The organism is Bacillus sp. Hm123, from assembly GCF_051842975.2.
Lineage (GTDB): Bacteria > Bacillota > Bacilli > Bacillales > Domibacillaceae > Bacillus_CE.
Window position 1 is genome coordinate 3,190,016 of record NZ_CM200277.1, and the last position, 20,555, is coordinate 3,210,570.

Sequence of the window (20,555 nt, forward strand, 5' to 3'; positions counted from 1 at the left end):
TATACTTAAGAGGATACACACGTCAAAGGAGAGGACAAACGTAATGAAAATTGTAAAAGCTGAAGTATACGGCATTCATTTGCCGCTAAAATCACCATTTATTATTTCTTATGCTACTTTTCATCACATGCCTTCGATCATTGTGAAATTAGAAGCAGATAACGGCCTCATCGGTTGGGGAGAAGCGGTGCCAGATGAACATGTAACAGGGGAAAGCTTCCACGGCACACTTGAGATTTTGAAACATGTACTTTTACCAATGGTTATGGGGAAAAATCCATTTCAAATTGAACAGATCCATCATATAATGAACAAACGAATTATTGCGAACCCGGCAGCTAAAGCAGCAATCGATATCGCTTGCTATGATTTAATGGGGAAAGCAACAGAATTACCGGTATACGATTTAATCGGTGGTCGCGCTCACGAAGAACTAACATATCCGAAAGTATTAAGTATTGAAGAGCCTGAAGTAATGGCTAACAAAGCACGTGAAGCGATCGAAGCTGGCTTTAAATCACTAAAGTTAAAAGTTGGAATCGATACACAAATGGATGTGGCACGAATTGCTGCTGTCCGTGAAGCGGTTGGAGCCGACGTTCCAATTCGTGTCGATGCGAACCAAGGCTGGCACGTCTACTCTAAAGCAGTCCAAGCAATGAAACAACTTGAACCATTACAGCTATCTTGGTTAGAACAACCAATTCGCATCGGCGACATCGACGGATTAGCTCAATTAAAACGTCAATCAACAACGCCATTAATGGCTGATGAATCGCTTCAAACAGGCGAACAACTTATGGAAATGATCAAAAAAGAAGCCGTTGATAAAATCAATATTAAATTAATGAAGTCTGGCGGTATCTTCCCTGCCATTCATATTGCGAAAGCAGCAGAATATGCGGGAATTGACTGCCAAATCGGCTCCATGGTCGAGTCATCAATCGGATCAGCAGCCGGCTACCATACAGCGATGGCTAGAAAGAATATTACAAGCACTGAATTAACTGGACCAATTTTATTCAGCAAAGATATCGGTGATTTGCATTATGATGTGCCATTTGTTCGCCTGAATGAAAAACCAGGTCTTGGACTGACAATTGACGAAGACATGTTACAGGAATTAACAGTCACGAAATTTGACGTTCAATAAGGAGAGGTCTCACTTGAGTAAAACCGACACCAAGCTAGAAAATCGTCTGTTTGATATTTTTAATCATTTGCATACTCACGCAGAAATTAGTTGGGAAGAAACGAAAACAACGGCTTATATTGCTGACTTACTTCGGTCTGAGGGGGTCTCTGTGTCGACCTTTGATGACTGCACTGGACTCGTTGCTGAAATCGGCTCCGGCAAACCAGTGATTGCTGTTCGCGCTGATATCGATGCGCTCTGGCAAGAAGTGAACGGAGTCTTTCAAGCGAATCATTCATGCGGTCATGATGCGCATATGTCGATCGTGATCGGCACGATTTTACAATTAAAAGAGCAACTGACGAAAGGCTGCGTTCGCTTCATTTTTCAACCGGCGGAAGAAACCGGTGGTGGGGCGCTAAAAATGGTGGAAAAAGGAGTCGTCGATGATGCGGATTATTTGTTCGGCATTCATTTACGTCCAGTTGAAGAACTGCCATTCGGCAAAATTTCACCGTCGATTCATCACGGAGCGGTAACGTTTTTACAAGGAAAAATCGAAGGGCACGATGCTCACGGTGCCCGCCCGCATCAAAACGTCAATGCCATTGATATTATTTCTACGCTCAATGAGCAAACAAAATTGATTCAATATTCGCCATTCGAAGTCTATTCTGCCAAAATGACGCATGTCGAAGCTGGTAGCCAAAACTATAACATCATTCCTGGCTCCGCTAAATTCGGAATGGATTTACGGGCACAGAAGAATGCGGTTTTGCAAGATATGCAGAAGAAAGTGGAACAGAAAATCGAGCAGATTTGCCAGCTTTACGGTGTGAACATCAGCTATGAATGGCTTGATTTCACCCCGGGTGCGGAAGTGTCAGCTGAAGCAGAAGAATGGCTCCGCCGAGGAATTATCGAAACAGGCGGCATCGATATGCTAGCTGAACCCGTGATCACGTCTGGAAGTGATGATTTTCATTTCTATACGATTAAACGACCACATTTAAAAGCGTCGATGATGGGCATCGGAGCCGACTTAAAGCCTGGCTTACACCACCCCAATATGACCTTTGACAAAAACGCGCTAAAACTTGGCGTTGACGCCTTAACAAACACTGTGTTACTCGCGTTAAAATAAAAAAGGTGGAGAAAAACAAATCGTTTTTCTCCACCTTTTTTTGCGGTAGGAGTCTTACTGCCCGTTAATGCGGGATAACAGTTGGGTCGTGATCGCTAAAATCGGTAATTCCAATAATGGGCCTATAACTAACGTCAAAGCGATTAAAGGCTGATCTGGAAATGCCGTCATAGCAATCGCTAAAGCGATAGGTGAATTCCTTGCTAAAATCGTTAAGGTTAAACTGATTCTGTCGGAGTTCAGGAACCCCATACGTTGGCCAACCTTTTGGCTAACGAAGAAGTTTACAATGAAAAACAAAAGAATAGGTATAGAAATTTGCCACATTAATTCTAAATGATCCAGCAATAATTGTCCTTGTGAAGCAAACATAGCAACGATTGCAACGCTTAGCAAAATCATCGGTAACACGCTAAGATTGGATATAAGCGTTTCTCTTAACTGTTGCTTATTTCTCAAGAGGAATTTTGTTAGAAAAGCTAAAACTAATGGTAGGAATAAAACCGTTAAAATACTTTCTACTAGAAAAGAAAATTCTATCACTCCTGTCGTTCCACCAAAAATAAGAAGGTAAAATGGCAGCAAAATGACCTGTAAAATTAAGTTTAAAGGTAAGATAGCTGTTGATAACGCCACATTCCCTTTCGCTATCCCAGTAAAAATTAAGTACCAATCTGTACATGGTGTGACCATCAGCATAATGAAGCCGATATATAAAGCCGGAGTATCACCTAAAAATAACAAGGCAAGTAGCCATGCTAACATAGGTGTCCAAAGAAAGTTAATGATCAGCGAAGTGTATGTAAACTTCCTATTTTTAAAAGCTTCCCTAATTTCTTCAATGGGAATCTGTAAGAAAGTAATATACAACATAGATACTAATAAAGGGACAATGACTATTTCCGCATTAGCTCTTATTAGCTCTACTTGCCCTATACCTATCCCAATAATGACTGCTGAAAAAATAATAAGAGTATATAATTTTTCAAATAAGTTCATTACGTACCACAACCTACTAAAAATAATTTAAAGCACATATAATTTTACCATGGTTTAACTTTATAGTGAATTTTACTCACATGAATATTAGACAATAAAAAAAGGATAGATGTAAACAGTATGCTTACCTGTTCATCTATCCTTTCCTTTTACCAGATTAAATGTAATCATAGCTCTTGCTGTCACATTAAAGTGGGAGTCTTACAACCCGTTAATGCGGGATTAATCTAAAATAGTTATATTAACTGTGCGTACGCCCCATTGATTAGCTTCTGCTTTTGTAGGAACATGCAAATCAATTTTATTCCCTTTAATAGCGCCACCTGTATCTCCAGCAATCGCTGTTCCGTAACCTTCTACATGTACTTTTGATCCTAGTGGAATCACGTTCGGATCAACGGCAATCACTTTCGCATTGCGATTGGCATTTAAATCAATACCTGTTGCAGTAACTCCTGAACAGCCGTTACATTGTGCTGTATACGCTGTTGCAGTAACCGTCATCGATTGTCCTTGTACGTTAGATGAAGCGGCTTTAGCTGGTGCTTTTTGAGCAGGTGCTGGCTGTGTAGATGCTTGCGCCGCTGGCTTCGATGCCTGCTCGACTTTCGCATTACCAGAAACCGCTAATTGATCTCCTGGATGAATCAAATGAGAAGATAAGCCATTTAATGCTTTTAATGAGCTAACAGACAAACCATGAGCTGCAGCAATTTTTCCTAAAGTATCTCCAGCTTTAACCGTGTAAGTGCCGTTGCTTGATTGAACTGGTGTTGCTGCAGATGAACCACCCTTAACTTCTAATGTTTGTTTAGGGAAGATCAAGTCTGAAGAAAGGCTGTTCCAGCTCTTTAATTGTTGAACAGTTGTGCCGTTCTTTTGTGAGATGCCCCAAAGTGTATCCCCTTTTTGTACTGTATATGTTTGCGCTGATGCTGCTGTACTAAAAAGGCCTCCGCCAATCACTGTAGTAGCTGCTAGTGCAATGATCTGTTTTTTCATAATAGAAAACCTCCAAATTGTTCTCATGAATGGCTAACGCCCGTGAGAATCTTTTTTATTCGGTCCATTGGTCAAAGTAACAATCTATTTATATATAAATGCGTCCGGCATCTCGCCTTTCGCTAACATGACCCATTGTATCACGCAAGTAACCTGTAATGTTTTTAAGAAGTTATTACTCTTTCGTGTGTGTTTATGACGAAAGGGTTACAAAGGCGTCATTCTTTTCTATTTGTCATCTTGATGAAATAGTTCAGATTGTTTCTAGCTTTTCGACAACGTGACTGTAAAAAAAAGAAACCCAAGAACAAATGGATTTCTAGTAAACTGAGAAGTTATTATTTTAAAACTTTAATTTTTACTTTACGAACGCCCCAACTATACGCTCTCTTTTTTGTTGGCATATGGACGTCAATTCGATTCCCTTTAATAGCGCCGCCTTTATCACCAGCAATCGCTTCACCATATCCTTCTACATATACCTTTGACCCAAGTGGAATCACTCTAGGATCAACTGCAATCACTTTCGCATATGGATTCTTTTTTAAATTGATTCCTGTAGCTGTAATACCGGAGCAACCTCTACAGTAAGCTGTGTAAGCACTCGCTCGAACCGTCAATTCCTTCACTACTTTTTGGTTTGTTGGCTTTGATGGTTTAGCAGGCTTTGATGCAGCAGCCGTAGAATCCGTATTGGAAACTATTAATTTAGTACCTGAATATAACATATTAGATTTCAAGTTGTTCCATTTCTTAATTTGAGAAACTGTTGTTTTATATTTTTGGGAAATGCTCCACAATGTATCTCCACGTTTTACTGTATGAGTCGTAGTTGCTGCTTCAGCAGTTGAAGCACTAAAGACTAGCGCGGCAAAAATAAACGACATAATCGTTTTCTTCACGAATAAAGCCCTCCTTAATTTTGAACATAGTCCACATTCTACCATGATATTATAACGAGCATATTACACAAAGATGTTTCTTTCATTACACTAACATTTCATAAGATTGAATTTTCTGATAGATAATACACCGACAAACTGTTTAGTCTATTGATTTCTATCAATTTACTGTTCATATTCCACTAAAATAATTGTCATCCTCTTGTCATATTTCATCTATTGTGAAAGGCACTTTTATACGCCTTTATTATTAACAGTCATTAGATTATAATTGACTAGTGTCAAATGATTACAGATAATAAGGAAAGATGTCATTTCATTTTATTTATTGGGGGATTTTCACGATGATTTATCAACTGCAGCTAGTCAAAGGGCTGTTGCGACCAACAGATAGCTTCTATCGTCTCGGACAAGCAGAAGCAATCCGCGGGTTATGGAGCCGCTTATCTTTGTTAGTATTTTTTAGTATATTCATTTCGTTTATAAGCGGCTACTTAGGCATTCAAGCAGAGCCTGTTTCTACATATATAACGGAAGTGAATCCAACTATTTTCGAGTGGAAAAAAATGCTTTTCGCTATTGGAGCAGCCGTATGGGGTCTGATCTATCCACTAGTAGTCGTTTTTATTCCGACTCTATTATTCTGGACGTTTTTAGAAGTCGATTTTCGTAAATTAATGACTTTACAAATATTTGTCTACTTGATTTATTTAATAGAATTTTGCCTATTAATCGGGTTACAACTTTTCTTAGCGATTCCAAAAACATCTTCACCATTCACTTTAGGTGTACTTGCTCAACATATCACGGATAATCAAATCATCATTCACTTCTTTAGTTGCATTTCATTATTTCAATTATGGGCCGTTGCCCTTCAGTACCGCTTTTTAAAAAAGGTATCTACGAAAAGCTCACGCTATGTTTTTTTATTAATCATGATCATTACATTAGTCTTTTGGGTATTCTCAGCATTATTTACGTCAATTCATATCGAGCGATTATTTTAATATGCGAGGAGGTGTCAAAGCATGAACGTGAAACGACTGAAACGCAACGCTTTCATTATAGGGAGCATTCTATTCGTTGCCAGCAACTTGTATTTAACATTTAAAGAAGATAGTAAAGCAGAACGTACACAGTGGGTCACTGAATGGAATCCTTCGGCTGTGAAAGACGTCACTGAATCCTTTCAAACGGCTGGTGTGATCACTACCGCTGAAGTGACACCCGTCTATTTCAATCGCGATCAAGGAAGCTTTCAAAAATTTTTAGTTGAAGAAGGACAAGTCATTAATGCTGGCGATCCGCTATTTGAATACTCCTCTGTTGACCTTGAACGCCAATTAACAAAACTCGAAGCGGACAAAGCCGAAGCCCAACAAAAAATCGGATTCGTCGAACAGCAAATCTCCCAATTTGAAGGAATTTTAAATGATTTAGAAAGAGAAACACGAAGAACGAGAGATAAGGATAGAGATGATAAAGACGAAGACAACGGCTTAAGCGCGATCACGATGATGGAAAAGGAAATTATCGATCAAGAAACTAAGAAGAAAAACCTCGAAGAAGAAGTTCGTAAGTACGAGAAGCTCATTTCTCAGCTTGAATCGAATAAAAGCAACTTAGTCGTGAAAAGTGAAGTTGAAGGCATTGTTAAAAACATTGACGAAAAGCTAAACAATCCACTAATTACGCTTCATTCACCAAGCCCAGCTGTCCAAGGAGTACTTACTGAACAGCAAATGAGAAAAGTATCGGAAGGGTTGCAAATAAAAGCGGCTGTTGCCCCGCTATCATTACAGCTAGAGGGATCGATCTCAAGTCTGCAGAAGTTCCCGGAAAAAGAGCCCGCCGTGAACCGAAAAAGTCTATATCCATTTACAGCGCAACTCAATCAAACAGGAGATGCACAAACTGCTGACTTGCTTCCAGGAATGAAATCGAACGTCACGATCATTACAAACGAAGCGCTTCAGGCGATCACTGTACCGAAGTCTAGCGTCGTCAAAACGAAGAAAAAATCCTATGTATATGTCCTGAACAAAAAAGGACTAATTGAAAAGAGAAATATCCAAGCAGGACTGCTCGTGAACGGTGTCCAAGAAGTACAAAATGGTTTACAAAAAGGGGAAATGGTCATAACAGACCCTAGCAAACTACAAACAACAAAAGCCCACTTCACGACACCGATCCAAAAAGATTTACTCAAAAAGAAACCATTTAAACAGCTATCAACAAAAGAAAGAATCAAATTCATCCTCATGGGGGCATTGTCTTAACAGCACCTAGAGCTGAACACCAAAAACAGGTTCCGTCATCATTTCGGAACCTGTTTTTTTATATACTTTATTTCACTATTAATTTATACGGTTGCGCTGAAGCTCTTCCTTGTGTTTCACTTACTTCGATAAAGTACTTACCTTTTTTCAAGTGAATAGACGCAACTTCTTCGTCACCGCTTCCATAGTGATCGAAACTCGCCACGCGAGCACCTTTCTCGTTATAAATTTCTACCTTGCCATCGAGACCTCTTTCCATTTGTAGCGTAATGTTATAGCGTTTATCTTTCGTTACATTTAAACCGAAGTGATCTACATCACCAAATGGAATTTCAGCATTCATATAGCCGTTCGTATACAAATAATCCTTCGCCTTTCTCAACGTAAGTGGCTTTTGTGGCACATGGTTAACGACTTTGCCATCGCCATCTCTTAAACTACTTTTCATTTCTGACAGCTTCACTTCATAAGGAAGTAAATTCGGCTGAGTTGACATGAGAGAGCTAACCTGTACAAAGTAACCTGCATGTTTCTTTGCCTTAAACGCTAAATCTACAGATGTCTCAAAATTCATGCTAAACAAATTTGGGCCGAACGGAACATGTTTCAACAATTCTTCATCATCAAGTATTTTATCGCCGTTTGTATCCTCTATTAGCATACCGCTGAAAATCACTGGCTGACGTAAATCATAAGGGATTTTCGCTTTTTGAGCCGGTGTGACATTTGCCTGCTTAATACTTAAGCGATGAACTTTCTCCGCTTCCCCATTTTTAAAGTAATAATAATCGACATCTCCTGCATGAATGAAGTAATTTTTATACGTTGTACCTTGCTTAATGTTTGCTGCTTTTTCTTGACTATTTTGATCCGTGTCAGACTCTTTAGGAACATCAGCGACCTTTTTTGTACGAATCGTGTACGGATCACCAGAAATATTATACGTCGAATTCGCCACACGCAGGATGTATTCCTCGCCTGCTTTCAATGCGACCGTCGTTTTATTCGCCTGCTGTCCTCCACTTAACAACGCCAAAATCACGCTTAGTACGTCTTCTCCGCCCTCGGTAACTGGGAGTAAAGCATCGATGTCTTCATTATATTGTAAAATGGTCCCCATCGGCATCTGGCTAGATCCTTTCACAATATCTAGTTCATACACACCACTCGTTGTCGGGACAAATTTATAGTGATCTTCGTCTCCCTCCACTTGGAAGTAGCCACGTTGCTCTTTTCCAAGGGTATATGGAAGCGCATTTGCTAAAATATCTTTATCCGCATTGTATTCAGCGATCATTTCTTCTGTAAATTCTGCTTGATCTTCTGCTTTCTCTTCTACATACGTTTGTGGATCAATCGTGCCATTTTCTAAGCTTTCTTCTAAATCCTCTGCGATTGGCCAGCCATCTTCATCAGCCGGAAGCTGTTTTTCCTCTACCTTTAATTGATATGGAAAAGCTGATGCAGCGGCAGGTCCAAGGTCAATACTGCCACCACCCATTCCAAGTAGAGCCAAAATAGAACCCATTTCTCCATCCATCATCGTCGACTCATTCGTAACGGTGATTTTATAATCAACTCCTGGTACGGCTTTAAACGACAGCACTTCACCTTTACTCGATCCGTTGTCATTAGCCATCACCACTTCTTCTTCTCCACCTTCTTCATCCACTACCATTGATACACTTAATGCCGCGTTCACACCTGGTATATCTGATAATGAAATCGAAAGAACTTTTGGCTCATCAACAGCAAAGCTGAAATAATCATGATCAGGTGTTTCTTGCTCCGCTGGGAATAACGTGAAATCTTTTTTCTCATATGGGAGAGACGTAATTTTCACTGGATTCTCAGACGTATCAGCATCCGCTTGTAGTGCTGAAACTGTGTTTGCCGTCAATGTGTATGTTGACTGACCCGCACGATGATAATTGCCGTTGACGTCCTTCACACCGATTACTAGCGTTCCTTTTTCTGCAGCTGTGTATAAATAAGCTTCTTTCTCACCTGCACGGCTTTCATTATGCTCGATGAACATGCCTTCTTCCGCACCTTCAGGGATAAAATAAAACTCCATGCCATAATCGTAAGAGTCAGCACCTTCTAGCATCGTTTGCACATGTTCATTTTCATTTACATCGACTTTGTACCAGTGCATTTCACCTGGTGATTGAATGTGACCTTTAAACACATTGTCGCCATTCTTTAAAGGCTTCGCTGATTTTAAGATCGCTTCCTCTGAATGATCAGGTTGTGCTGGGAGCTTCTTCGGATCTAACTTCAAAGCAGCAACCGGGTTAATCAGTCCATTTGCGAAGGTTGTGTCGTATCCTTTTGCTCCAAGGTCTGTCGCTGTTGTTTCTAATATATTCTCAACGTCATATGACGTAAGATTTGGATATTTTGATTTTAATAGTGAAGCAACCCCTGCAACTACTGGGGAAGCCATTGATGTTCCTGTTAACGTGGCATAACTAGAGCCCTTCCCTGATTCATACCCTGTGTTGTAAATGTCTTCTCCTGGTGCAACGACATCAACTGATGGACCGAAATTAGAGCTGTCAGACAGCGTTTTATGACGATCCACATTTCCCACACTAATAACGCCAGGATAAGCGGCAGGATAAGCATACACATCCGTTGATTCATTTCCAGCAGCTGCTACAACAACAATTCCTGCATCAATCGCTTGCTGAATCGCGTCTTCCACTAGCGGAGAAGAGCCAAAGCCACCGAGGCTTAAATTAATGACATCGACTTTTTTAGAGACCGCATAAAGAATTCCTTCCGCGATCGTATAATCATTAGCATTTGCTTTTCCGTTAAACACATCGACCGGTAAAATTTTGGCATTCGGATTGACACCATGTCCGCCAAGTCCATTATTTGCTTTAGAAGCAATGATGCCGGCAACATGCGTTCCATGCATATCACGTAAGGGGGTTCTTGATGGATCTGCCGCGTTATAAGGTGGAAGCAGTTGACCTTGTAAGTCAGGATGCTTATAATCAACGCCTCCATCCACGACTGCCACGGTTACTTTATGTTTGCCAGCTTGCTTGATTGCTTGATCAATATTTAACATCGGCAAATGATACATTTTCGATTTTTTCGGATCACCAAGGGCCGGGGCAAATTGCTTATATTTCACACTCGGGCTGATGGATTCAACTGTTTTCTCGTTTTGATAAACTTTTACAACGTCATTAAATTTTTTTGATTTCGGTATGTAGATGACATCATAACCAAGCTGTGGAAGTGAGCGTACAAGCTTTACTCCTGCTTTTTTATGCACTTGCTTGGCGATCGGTTTATTGTACTTAATCACAAATGTATTAGCATTAAGGAATTCTTCCATTTCTTTATTTGCTTTGTACATTTCAACCTGCTTCTTCGCTTCATTTCCTGGAAGAGAAGCTGATTTCGCTGCTTGCTGAAATTTATTCACATCCTCCGCATGGATTGATGTGCTCGAACTCGAAGCCATCGCTCCCGCTGGAAATACCATAACTGCAGATATGCCCAATGCTAAAGCGCGTTTCCAATTGTTTTTCATGAATATAATCCTCCTGCTGTTTTTTGCTTACTTTCATTTTAACGTATTAGTCACGAAAAAGTTTCATTTTTTTAATATTTTTGTAATAAATTTAATCAAAAGTTAAAGAATAGTAATATTCCAAACAAAAAAAGCCTGACTCTGATCCATCCAATCTGCTTAAAGATTGAATAGTTAGAGTCAGGCTTTTACATGAGATAGCTGCGATTAAATCACGCGGAATGTTACCATCCCATCGATTTTGCTCATTTTTTCTTGTAAGCCAGGGATAACATCGCCATTTACTTTATTATCAATGTCAATAATCGTATAAGCGTAGTCACCTCTGCTTCTATTGACCATGTCAGCAATGTTTAAGTTGTACTCAGATAAAGCGCCCGTAATTTGTCCTACCATGTTCGGGACATTTTTATGGAACGCTGTTACGCGACGTTTACCTGTGAAAGGTAAAGAAGCGTTCGGTAAGTTCACAGAGTTTTTAATATTTCCTGTTTCCAAATATTCCTTCACTTGACGAGAAGCCATGATTGCACAATTCTCTTCTGATTCCTTCGTAGATGCTCCGAGGTGAGGAATTGGTACGACATTGTTCATTTTTAAAATATTTTCGTTCGGGAAGTCCGTAATATATTTCCCTACAATACCTTTTTCAATTGCTACTGCCATGTCTTCTTCGTTCACTAGTCCTCCACGAGAGAAGTTTAAAATATGAACGCCTGGTTTCATCATACCGAAAGATGCTTCATTGAACATACCTTTCGTATCTTCCGTTAACGGTACGTGAACCGTAATGTAGTCAGCTGCTGCAAACAGCTGATCCATCGTCATCGCACGTTGCACGTTACGAGAAAGATTCCAAGCTGTATCAACAGAGATGAATGGGTCGAATCCGATCACATCCATATCAAGATCAAGTGCATCATTAGCGACAAGTGCCCCAATCGCACCTAATCCGATGACGCCTAATGTTTTTCCTTTAATTTCTTTTCCGACAAATTGCTTCTTGCCTGCTTCCACAAGCTTTGGCACTTCATCACCTTTGTCAGCTAATGTTTTCGTCCATTCTACGCCGGCAAATAAATTACGAGAAGAGGCCATTAACGTCGTAAGAACTAGCTCTTTTACCGCATTGGCATTGGCACCTGGCGTGTTAAATACAACGATTCCGCGCTCTGTGCAAGCTTCCACCGGGATATTGTTGACACCAGCTCCGGCACGTGCGATCGCTTTCGTGTTTTCGTCAATCTCCATATTGTGCATATTGAAGCTACGAAGCACAATCGCATCTGGATTTACGCTGTCGTTATCAATCGTAAACGCCTCTTTATTGAATACATTTAAGCCACATTCGGCGATATTATTTAATGTTTTAATGGTATACACGGTTATGGTCTCCCCTTTTACTTATGTTTGCTTTCGAATTGTTTCATAAAGTCAACAAGTGCTTGCACACCCGCAACTGGCATCGCATTATAAACACTTGCTCTCATTCCACCGACCGAACGATGACCTTTTAACGTTTCTAAACCTGCTGCTTTTGCTTCCTTCACAAACGCCGCATCTAATTCCGCGGATGGTGAAACGAAAGGAATGTTCATGAGTGAACGGCTATCTTTTTTCACCGGAGAAGTGAACATCTCAGACTCTTCTAAGAAGCTGTATAGAATCTCCGCCTTTTCTCGGTTGATCTTCTCCATTGCTTTCAAGCCGCCAAGCTCTGTTAACCATTCAAACACAAGCTTTGCCATATAAATGCCGTAAGTCGGAGGCGTGTTGTATAAAGAGCCGCTCTCACTATGCGTTTTATAATCAAGCATCGTCGGAACGCCTTCTTTCGCAAAGCCAATTAAATCTTCACGAATAATGACCACTGTTAATCCAGCTGGACCGATGTTCTTTTGTGCACCCGCATAAATTAAGCCAAACTTCGACACATCGATTTCTTCCGATAAAATATTAGAAGACATATCTGCTACAAGAGGAACATTTCCTGTATCAGGAATTTGTGTGAAAGCTGTTCCTTCAATTGTGTTGTTAGTTGTGATATGTACATAATCAGCCTCTGGATCGATCATGCTTGTATCCATCGCTGGAACATAGCTGAAGTTTTCGTCTTCAGAGGAAGCGATGACACGAACTTCACCATACTTCTTCGCTTCTTTAATCGCCTTTTTAGACCAAGATCCTGTGTTCACATAATCAGCTTTTCCACTGTTACGTAACAAGTTCATTGGAATCATCGCAAATTGTTGAGACGCTCCCCCTTGGATAAATAGCACCTTATAATTCTCTGGAATGCTCATTAGTTCACGAAGTAGTTGCTCCGCTTTCGTAATAATATCTGTAAATAAGCCCGAACGATGGCTTAACTCCATTACAGACATACCGGAATCAGCATAATTGACCAATTCTTTTTGAGCTTTTTCCAACACTGGTAGCGGAAGCATAGAAGGTCCCGCTGAAAAATTATACACTCTTTCCATGTTAACACCCTCATTCGTTTCTTATTTGTATATCAGAAAATTTCACGTATTAATATCAATGAATTATAAATTATAAACACCTACTTATCAAGAGGAAGAAAACTAAGGTCAAAGCCGAATTCCACCTTGTTAACGCTTACAAAATTGATTTTATCGCATTCCATAAAAGCGAACATTTTTTATTTTTATTTATTATTCGTTCGTATTTAACGTTTTTTTCTTACATTTCATCGAAATAATATTTATTGTTTGAATAATATTATGTGAAATAGTGAACAAATACTTCGAGAGAAAAAAATCAATTTTCCGTCCAGTACTAGCAAAGTTTTTTTCATTATTGAATCTTGCTAATTTTATAACTTCTATCGTTTTTGTGGCAGGATTTTAACATTTTGATATAATAAAAGAGCTTTAATTGTTGATTTCGACAAAACTAAATGTTTTCTTTTTTACTTTTCGACAATTGTCTAGTTTTTTCAAAATGTTAAAATATATTTATCAATAACAGTGAAAACGTTTTCAATTATCGCAATCTTAGAAAAACATCTCAATGAGGAGGGGATGAAAGGTGTTAGAAATGTTACAAAAGATCAACAGTGTGCTCTGGGGAACACCAAGTTTAATATTACTAGTCGGAACCGGTGTCTTTCTTACTTTTTTTCTGAAAGGACTACAGTTCCGCCGCCTACTTTACGCTTTCAAGCTAGCATTTTCTAAAGAGAAAGAAGAGGATGCAAAGGCGGAAGGTGACGTAAGTAATTTCAAAGCCTTAATGACGGCACTTGCTGCGACCATCGGAAACGGAAATATCGCTGGGGTAGCCACTGCCGTTACACTTGGTGGACCAGGGGCAATTTTTTGGATGTGGGTCGTTGGCTTATTAGGAATGGCAACGAAATATGCGGAAGCTTTATTAGCAATGAAATACCGTGTCAAAAATGCTAATGGTGAATACTCCGGCGGGCCGATGTACTATATCGAACGAGGGCTCGGTCGGAAATGGAAATGGTTAGCGATGGCCTTCGCCATGTTTGGTGCATTCGCTGCCTTAGGAATCGGAAACAGTGTACAATCTAACACAATCGCTGATGTCATGTCGAAAAGCTTTCATATCAATGGGTGGATCACTGGCATCATCCTTGTCGTATTAACGACTTTAATTATTTTCGGTGGAATTCAACGCATTAGTACGGTAGCTGGATTTTTCGTACCAATTATGGCGGCGCTTTATATCGGTGGATCTTTATTAATTATCGCTATTAACTACGATCAAATTATTCCTTCTTTTCAATTAATCTTCCATTATGCTTTTAATCCCATTTCTGCTGTTGGCGGTTTCGCCGGAGTCGTTGTAGCTGAAGCGGCTCGCAACGGAGTATCAAAAGGGATTTTCTCCAACGAAGCAGGTCTTGGTACGGCGGCACTTATCGCTGGAAATGCTCGTGCTGATCACCCAGTGAAACAAGCACTTGTAGCGATGACTGGGACATTTATTGTGACGATTGTCGTTTGTACGATGACAGGCCTCGTTCTTTTAATGACCGGCTTTTGGGACCCGACAGGCGGAACACTTTCCGGTGTCACTCACAATGCAAGCCTTGAAGGTGGAGCATTAACAACTGCAGCCTTTGGTTCTGTCCTTGGTACGGCTGGTGAATGGATTGTGTCTCTATCCGTGATCTTCTTCGGATTCTCAACGATCGTTGGCTGGTACATGTACGGAGAAAAATGCTTCGAATACATCGCTGGATTAAAATACATCTCTGCTTACCGTATCGTCTACGTAACAGCAACAGGAATCGGAGCTGTTGCAAGCTTAACAACCGTTTGGGCATTCGCCGACATGGCTAACGCTCTTATGATGATCCCAAACTTAGTCGGTATCCTACTCCTTTACAAAGTCATCGTCAAAGAAACAAACAACTTTTTCCAAACAAAAGCGTATAAAGAAGAAAACAAAAAAGTAAGTTAAATCGAAAAGCGGAAGGCGCTGATCAGCGACGTATGGACTGGAACATTCCGATCGAGATAAAGGAAAACGAAATGCGAAGCCAACTTGGTCAGCCGCGACAAGCAAAAGACGAGCCGTCCAAAAGGTTGTTCTTTAACCTTTTGGACGGATTGGCTTTTGACCTCGAGCGGCTAGTTGGCGGAGCTAGACAATTAGAAATGCGGATGCAGGAATTTCTGAATATTAATCAATAACAAGAACAGCGTTGTAGAGCTTTAGCTTTCGCAACGCTGTTTTTATTTTTTTAAAATTAATAAATTTATGTAGAAAGCTGTCGGACATTGCTGTATAATATGATCAATTTGTGTTCAATATTACGTTTAAAGGAGAGTTTGTATGCGCACTTATCAAGTTGATGAACGACCACCAGCGTTAGCGATGATTCCGCTTAGTTTGCAGCATTTGTTTGCGATGTTCGGCTCAACGGTTCTTGTACCGATTCTTTTCGGTGTGAACCCAGCAACGATTTTATTAATGAACGGCATTGGAACGTTGATTTATCTCGTGCTATGTAAAGGTCAAATTCCTGCTTATCTTGGCTCTAGTTTTGCTTTTATCTCCCCCGTTACGATTGTGTTAGCGGATAAAGGCTATGGTGCCGCTCTCGGTGGATTTATCGCTGTCGGAATTATTTTTATTCTCATCGCTTTACTCATTCGCTTTGTCGGGACAAAATGGATTGATGTCGTGTTCCCTCCTGCGGCAATGGGAGCAATTGTTGCCGTTATCGGACTCGAACTTGTCCCGGTTGCTGCTCAAATGGCAGGTCTCATTACCCCAGATCCAACAAAACCGTGGACACCTGATTCAGCTACAATTACTGTTTCACTATTGACACTCGGTATTACGATTATCGGAAATGTAATGTTTAGAGGTTTTATGAAAATTATCCCCATTTTAATCGGGATTGTTTCCGGCTATATGATTGCTTATTTTTACGGACTAGTAGATTTCCAACCAGTTCGTGACGCTAAATGGTTCGCCCTACCTGATTTTTACAAACCTGAGTTCGACTTAACTAGCATGGCGATTATTATTCCAGCAGCACTTGTAGTCATCGCGGAACATATCAGTCATCTAGTCGTAACAGAAAAGATTGTAGAACGCGATTTAATGAAAAAACCAGGGCTTGGTGTTTCACTCTTAGGTAACGGAATTTCAACTGTCATTTCCGGATTTGTCGGCTCAACACCTAATACGACATACGGTGAAAATATCGGGGTCCTTGCCTTAACGAAAGTATATTCTACATGGGTTATCGGTGGCGCGGCTGTCATGGCAATTATTTTATCTTTCGTCGGCAAACTAGCAGCGCTGATCTCTACGATTCCAACAGCCGTGATGGGCGGCATTTCGCTCCTGTTGTTTGGCGTCATTGCCGTTTCAGGTCTACGTATGCTCGTTGAATCAAAAGTCGATTATTCAAAAGCGACCAACATGATTTTAACAACGGTTGTACTCGTAATTGGTTTAAGCGGTGCCTCTCTAACATTTGGCGAAAATTTTGCCTTAAAAGGAATGGCATTAGCGACTGTAGTTGCCATTTTACTAAGTGTATTCTTCACCATTATTGATAAGCTTAAACTCTCTAATGATTATGAATAAAAGGCTGCCCTCGGGCGGCTTTTTTGTTTAGTAAACGATGCCTCCTGCTAGGCGCAAAAAAAGCTGCCGAAGGGTCCCTCCGACAGCTTGCTACTATTCTTTTACGATATGAGTCCATCCGTCCTCTTGATACACTCTTCTCTCTTTCATCAGCTTGCCAAGCGCTCGCTTGAAAGCGCCTTTGCTTAGACCGAAGCGGCTCTCAATTTCTTCTGGGAGGCTTTTGTCGCTATACGGCATGGAACCGCCGCGTTGCACAAGATACTCATAGATGTCTTCAGCGTCATCCTTTTGTACTTCTTGTCGACGCCCTAGAAGAGACACGTTAACAGAGCCGTCTTCTTTGACATCAACGATTCGACCATCAACTTTTTGACCGAGGCGCGGCTCTACTTTACGCTGAGAATCGTGAATGAAGCCACGATAGCCTTCAGCGGTAATGATAAATGTGCCCGCTTTTGTTGCACGGTACACGATACCAGTAATATCTTTATTGAAATCCTTTTTAGAAGCGGTTGCAAACTGCTCCTGCATCACTTCTTCTGTTGCTGGTTTCGCAAATAAACGGTCGTTACGATCAAGCTTCAGCGTACAGTAGAGAAGGTCGCCAACCGTCGGGCGAACCGAGAACATAAATGGCAAATCATCTACTGATACAAGCATGTCTTTTGTAATCCCAATTGAGACGAATACGCCTAGTTTCTCTTCTATACCAACAACTTCCACCCAACCGTAGTTGTCTAAAGTGATTAGTGGCTTCTTCATCGTAGCGGCAAGTCGCCCTTGATGATCTTGAAATAAAAACACCTCGATTAAGGCATCTGGATCAAAGTCATCCGTCATTTCCGAGTGATGCAATAATACGCTTTCCTCGCCATCTGTTAAAAACCAGCCAAACGGCGCTTCGTTTTTCACCTCAAGCGTGCGAATCGTTCCAGCTTGTAAGTTCGTCATATATAATAAATCCTTCCTTTACCTTTAATTAATAATCAATTTACCCGAATCTGCCTTCATTATAACAGGAATTAAGAATACTATGCTCGAATTTTATCCCGCATTAACGGGCAGTAAGATCCCTACCTCAAAAATTCAGCGAAAAGCAAAGAAGTTAGGTGGGGGATCAACTGCCCGTAAAAGCCCGATTGGTTCAACTAATAATCAGTGGGGGATGAAGAAAACCCCCACTGATTAAAGTTTCACTTTATTGTTTAGAGCTGTCCTATTCAGGGAAAATAATAGTGAGGTGACGAAAACGTGAAAATCAAGTCGATTGTAAAAACCGCAATTAAATACGCGCCCGTTGTTTATCCGATCGTTAAGAAAATACTCAACAAGCGCAAAATAGTAAAATAAACGAAAGGGCTGTCTTCAAACAAAGGAGACAGCCTAAGTTTTTATTTTTGAACCACTTTTACAGCGGCTGTCTTGACCATTGATTGACGGTTATCTGCCACTCGGAAAACGATTCTATACTCACCCGGCGCTACGTAGGAACCATCTTGTCGCTTACCACTCCAATAAACAACGAATCCGCCTTTTTGCGGCAATTGACTCCGGATCAAAGTATTCACACTTTTGCCGTTAGCATCCTCTATAGATACAGAACCTCTCATACTACCACGAACTGATAAACCAGCCCTCACATTTTTTCCAGCTTTAATTTGTGTCGAGGAAAGTGAAATATTACCCATTGGTTCTGGTGTCATTTTTAAAGCTTGATACGTATCAATTCGCCCCATTCCGTAGTAGGAGTCCCATCCCTTTTTCCCTAAATCACGTGTGGATGAATAAATGATTTTCACCACTTGATTAGGTGTTAAGAACGGATTTTTCGATAAAATTAGTGCCGCTTCTCCTGACACAATTGGTGTAGCCATAGACGTGCCATCCATATAAGCATAGGCATTATCAATAACCGTCGACAAGATTCCTTCACCTGGTGCAGATACATTAATATAACGACCGTAATTGGAAAGATAAGCGATTTTATCCTTGGAATTTGTCGCACTTACTGAAATGACGGATGAAAGAGAGGCTGGATAAAGCGGCTGATTCGTCGACTCATTTCCAGCAGCAGCCACGATGACCGCCCCTTTTTTATAAGCATAATTGACTGCATATTCCACGATGCTACTGTAGCTATAACTGCCAAAGCTTAAATTCAACACATCTGCTCCCTGATCAGCCGCATAAATAATCGCTCTCGATATGTCATAACTTTCGGCATATTCTCCGTCAAATACATTGATCGGCATAATTTTTACACCTGGAGCAACACCAGCTGTACCGGTACCGTCCATGGCAGCTCCAATAATCCCCGCTACATGCGTGCCATGATCATCCGGTGGAAATGTCGTACTGTTTGTGACTGCGTTATATGGCTTTACGAGTCGGCCTTTAAATTCTGGATGTCCCATATCTACCCCACCATCAATCACCGCAACCGTTAATTGTGAATTCCCACGTGTGCGATTCCAAGCATAAGGCGCATTGATTTTTGAATGAAACCATTGGCGGCTATAATAGTAGTCATTCGGTTTGTATTCAGCCGTCATTCGATAGTTTGGTTCTGCACTTATAATCTCTGTCTCTTGCATGAGTGCCTCTGCTACTTCTTTTAACTTGTGATGGTCCTCAATCATCACATTAACGAAGAGCCCATTTTGCAACGTCGACTTCTCTGTTAATTCATGTTTTTGATAAATCATTTCTCGCTCCGCTTTTGTCAACAAGCGTTCAAAGTGAATGATGAGCTCACCTTTTTCATAGTTTCCTTGAATAGCTTGCGGATTTAATTGTTCGGTAGCTTGTACGTGAGCCGAACTGAATACTGTAAAAGCCATCGCTACACTTGCCAAAATTGATGTTGCTAATCTTTTTTTCTCCATAAAGATCCTCTCCTAATTATTAAGCTTTTCTGAAAATTATAGAAGGAATATGCGCGAGTGTATAGAGCATTTGAATAAATTATTTGACTAACAATTACATTTTACATTCAATCCCAGTATTTCAATTTCATTAGGTCATTTAATATGTTATAATAATATAGAATATCTTTTTGGTGCTATTGTGACTAACATAGTTCCTTTTTCTTGTTTTTCCTTAATCATTATCGGGTATATCAAAATGTACCTACTACTTAGAACGGGGATGAAGAAAGATGAATGCAAAGAAAATTATTACTTATGGCGTGTTACTAGCGATTGTGTTACCGAAATTAAAAGAGCGTTTACAAACAAAGGAATTGCGCAAATCTTATCAGGAGTCACACCGAGTGCATCGCAATCATACGAGCATTTTAGACAGATTGTCTCAATAAGCTTGCCTTTCCTTCAGCAAAGAAATGAAATGAGAAGAAGGCTGACCTCTATTTTTAGGTTAGCCTTCTTCTTTTTTAGTTCAAATGGATCATTCGATCATTCACGAAAAATTGGTAATA

General features: G+C 40.4%; 17 protein-coding genes. 9 read left to right on the forward strand and 8 right to left on the reverse strand.

Annotation, left to right across the window (positions count from 1 at the left end; genetic code table 11):
- The first annotated feature begins 43 nt into the window (after positions 1-43).
- Together ACSVDJ_RS16770 and ACSVDJ_RS16775 are read left to right on the forward strand one after the other, a co-directional pair.
- Entirely contained in the window at positions 44-1,153 is a 1,110-nt protein-coding gene (locus ACSVDJ_RS16770) for a mandelate racemase/muconate lactonizing enzyme family protein (protein WP_439167399.1), read from the forward strand.
- A gap of 13 nt (positions 1,154-1,166) precedes the next feature.
- Positions 1,167-2,279, forward strand: coding sequence for a M20 peptidase aminoacylase family protein (locus ACSVDJ_RS16775; RefSeq protein WP_439167401.1), 1,113 nt, complete (start codon positions 1,167-1,169; stop codon positions 2,277-2,279).
- Positions 2,280-2,333: 54 nt separating this feature from the next.
- On the opposite strand, the gene ACSVDJ_RS16780 is transcribed toward ACSVDJ_RS16775, so the two are convergent.
- From ACSVDJ_RS16780 to ACSVDJ_RS16790, 3 genes are all read right to left on the reverse strand, one after another.
- Entirely contained in the window at positions 2,334-3,278 is a 945-nt protein-coding gene (locus ACSVDJ_RS16780) for an arsenic resistance protein (protein ID WP_439167403.1), read from the reverse strand.
- 222 nt (positions 3,279-3,500) lie between these two features.
- Positions 3,501-4,280, reverse strand: coding sequence for a 3D domain-containing protein (locus ACSVDJ_RS16785; RefSeq protein WP_439167405.1), 780 nt, complete (start codon positions 4,278-4,280; stop codon positions 3,501-3,503).
- A gap of 338 nt (positions 4,281-4,618) precedes the next feature.
- Entirely contained in the window at positions 4,619-5,182 is a 564-nt protein-coding gene (locus tag ACSVDJ_RS16790; protein WP_439167407.1) for a 3D domain-containing protein, read from the reverse strand.
- A gap of 344 nt (positions 5,183-5,526) precedes the next feature.
- On the opposite strand from ACSVDJ_RS16790, the gene ACSVDJ_RS16795 reads away from it, so the two are divergent.
- Together ACSVDJ_RS16795 and ACSVDJ_RS16800 are read left to right on the forward strand one after the other, a co-directional pair.
- Positions 5,527-6,189 carry a hypothetical protein gene (locus ACSVDJ_RS16795; RefSeq protein ID WP_439167408.1) on the forward strand — a complete coding sequence of 221 codons (663 nt, stop codon included), beginning with the start codon at positions 5,527-5,529 and terminating at the stop codon, positions 6,187-6,189.
- 21 nt (positions 6,190-6,210) lie between these two features.
- A complete protein-coding gene (locus tag ACSVDJ_RS16800; protein ID WP_439167409.1) occupies positions 6,211-7,461 on the forward strand; it encodes an efflux RND transporter periplasmic adaptor subunit in 1,251 nt (416 codons plus the stop codon).
- A 67-nt stretch (positions 7,462-7,528) separates the two neighbouring features.
- Here ACSVDJ_RS16800 and ACSVDJ_RS16805 read toward each other — a convergent pair whose 3' ends face one another.
- The 3 genes from ACSVDJ_RS16805 to serC all read right to left on the reverse strand — a co-directional run bounded on the left by ACSVDJ_RS16805 (position 7,529) and on the right by serC (position 13,500).
- Complete coding sequence (locus tag ACSVDJ_RS16805) at positions 7,529-11,017, reverse strand: S8 family peptidase (RefSeq protein WP_439167410.1); 3,489 nt, start codon at positions 11,015-11,017, stop codon at positions 7,529-7,531.
- Positions 11,018-11,224: 207 nt separating this feature from the next.
- The gene (locus ACSVDJ_RS16810; protein WP_439167914.1) at positions 11,225-12,406 is read right to left on the reverse strand and encodes a phosphoglycerate dehydrogenase; all 1,182 of its coding nucleotides are present in this window, start codon (positions 12,404-12,406) and stop codon (positions 11,225-11,227) included.
- Positions 12,407-12,417: 11 nt separating this feature from the next.
- A complete protein-coding gene (gene serC, locus ACSVDJ_RS16815; RefSeq protein WP_439167411.1) occupies positions 12,418-13,500 on the reverse strand; it encodes a 3-phosphoserine/phosphohydroxythreonine transaminase in 1,083 nt (360 codons plus the stop codon).
- Positions 13,501-14,077: 577 nt separating this feature from the next.
- Here serC and ACSVDJ_RS16820 point away from each other — a divergent pair.
- From ACSVDJ_RS16820 to uraA, 3 genes are all read left to right on the forward strand, one after another.
- Positions 14,078-15,472: an alanine/glycine:cation symporter family protein gene (locus ACSVDJ_RS16820; protein WP_439167916.1), complete on the forward strand. Its 1,395-nt coding sequence runs from the start codon at positions 14,078-14,080 to the stop codon at positions 15,470-15,472.
- 32 nt (positions 15,473-15,504) lie between these two features.
- Positions 15,505-15,705: a hypothetical protein gene (locus ACSVDJ_RS16825; RefSeq protein WP_439167412.1), complete on the forward strand. Its 201-nt coding sequence runs from the start codon at positions 15,505-15,507 to the stop codon at positions 15,703-15,705.
- Between the two features lie 142 nt (positions 15,706-15,847).
- Complete coding sequence (gene uraA, locus ACSVDJ_RS16830; protein ID WP_439167413.1) at positions 15,848-17,116, forward strand: uracil permease; 1,269 nt, start codon at positions 15,848-15,850, stop codon at positions 17,114-17,116.
- 93 nt (positions 17,117-17,209) lie between these two features.
- Here uraA and ACSVDJ_RS16835 read toward each other — a convergent pair whose 3' ends face one another.
- Positions 17,210-18,070 (reverse strand): CvfB family protein, encoded by an 861-nt coding sequence (locus ACSVDJ_RS16835; protein ID WP_439167414.1) that lies wholly within the window; start codon positions 18,068-18,070, stop codon positions 17,210-17,212.
- Positions 18,071-18,376: 306 nt separating this feature from the next.
- Here ACSVDJ_RS16835 and yxzF point away from each other — a divergent pair, with 306 nt between their 5' ends.
- Complete coding sequence (gene yxzF, locus ACSVDJ_RS16840; RefSeq protein WP_518620692.1) at positions 18,377-18,469, forward strand: small protein YxzF; 93 nt, start codon at positions 18,377-18,379, stop codon at positions 18,467-18,469.
- A 41-nt stretch (positions 18,470-18,510) separates the two neighbouring features.
- Here yxzF and ACSVDJ_RS16845 read toward each other — a convergent pair whose 3' ends face one another.
- Positions 18,511-20,004, reverse strand: coding sequence for a S8 family serine peptidase (locus ACSVDJ_RS16845; RefSeq protein WP_439167416.1), 1,494 nt, complete (start codon positions 20,002-20,004; stop codon positions 18,511-18,513).
- 272 nt (positions 20,005-20,276) lie between these two features.
- Between ACSVDJ_RS16845 and ACSVDJ_RS16850 the strand changes: the two genes are divergently transcribed.
- Positions 20,277-20,435, forward strand: a complete 159-nt coding sequence (locus ACSVDJ_RS16850) for a hypothetical protein (RefSeq protein WP_439167418.1) — start codon at positions 20,277-20,279, stop codon at positions 20,433-20,435.
- The last annotated feature ends 120 nt before the right edge of the window (positions 20,436-20,555 follow it).

Excerpts from the sequence above, each read along its gene's own strand:
- ACSVDJ_RS16770 (WP_439167399.1), top strand. The coding sequence starts at position 44 with ATGAAAATTGTAAAAGCTGAAGTATACGGCATTCATTTGCCGCTAAAA.
- ACSVDJ_RS16780 (WP_439167403.1), bottom strand. The coding sequence starts at position 3,278 with ATGAACTTATTTGAAAAATTATATACTCTTATTATTTTTTCAGCAGTC.
- ACSVDJ_RS16785 (WP_439167405.1), bottom strand. The coding sequence starts at position 4,280 with ATGAAAAAACAGATCATTGCACTAGCAGCTACTACAGTGATTGGCGGA.
- ACSVDJ_RS16795 (WP_439167408.1), top strand. The coding sequence starts at position 5,527 with ATGATTTATCAACTGCAGCTAGTCAAAGGGCTGTTGCGACCAACAGAT.
- ACSVDJ_RS16800 (WP_439167409.1), top strand. The coding sequence starts at position 6,211 with ATGAACGTGAAACGACTGAAACGCAACGCTTTCATTATAGGGAGCATT.
- ACSVDJ_RS16805 (WP_439167410.1), bottom strand. The coding sequence starts at position 11,017 with ATGAAAAACAATTGGAAACGCGCTTTAGCATTGGGCATATCTGCAGTT.
- serC (WP_439167411.1), bottom strand. The coding sequence starts at position 13,500 with ATGGAAAGAGTGTATAATTTTTCAGCGGGACCTTCTATGCTTCCGCTA.
- ACSVDJ_RS16820 (WP_439167916.1), top strand. The coding sequence starts at position 14,078 with ATGTTACAAAAGATCAACAGTGTGCTCTGGGGAACACCAAGTTTAATA.
- ACSVDJ_RS16825 (WP_439167412.1), top strand. The coding sequence starts at position 15,505 with ATGGACTGGAACATTCCGATCGAGATAAAGGAAAACGAAATGCGAAGC.
- uraA (WP_439167413.1), top strand. The coding sequence starts at position 15,848 with ATGCGCACTTATCAAGTTGATGAACGACCACCAGCGTTAGCGATGATT.
- ACSVDJ_RS16835 (WP_439167414.1), bottom strand. The coding sequence starts at position 18,070 with ATGACGAACTTACAAGCTGGAACGATTCGCACGCTTGAGGTGAAAAAC.
- ACSVDJ_RS16845 (WP_439167416.1), bottom strand. The coding sequence starts at position 20,004 with ATGGAGAAAAAAAGATTAGCAACATCAATTTTGGCAAGTGTAGCGATG.
- ACSVDJ_RS16850 (WP_439167418.1), top strand. The coding sequence starts at position 20,277 with ATGAATGCAAAGAAAATTATTACTTATGGCGTGTTACTAGCGATTGTG.